Annotated in this window: 1 protein-coding gene; it reads right to left on the reverse strand. The window is 41.2% G+C overall.

Translation table 11 applies throughout. The features are described from left to right. Positions 1-18: 18 nt before the first annotated feature. The coding region (locus A3762_RS05460; protein WP_255375032.1) for a helicase-related protein at positions 19-374 on the reverse strand (356 nt) is incomplete at its 5' end.

Raw genomic sequence — 374 nt, forward strand, 5'->3', positions numbered from 1 at the left:
AGATCAACCAGCAATGTATTAACTATTATTTTTATCGAGTAGATGTGCAGGATATTCGCAGTTTAACTTCATGCCAATATATTGTTCTAACTCAGGCAACAAAAATGCATCATCTTCGCAGGCAAAAGAGATAGAAACTCCTGTTTCGTTCGCGCGTCCAGTTCGGCCGATACGATGCACATAATCTTCAGGATCATCCGGAAGATTATAGTTAAATACATGACTCACGCCGTCAACATGAATACCGCGTCCTGCTACATCCGTAGCAACTAAAATCTCAATACTTCCGTTTTTAAACTGCTCGAGTGTTTTAATACGCTTATGCTGAGGAACCTCTCCAGACAGCAAAGCGGCTTTGATACCCTTCGCTTTTA

It is taken from the genome of Oleiphilus sp. HI0125 (assembly GCF_001635355.1).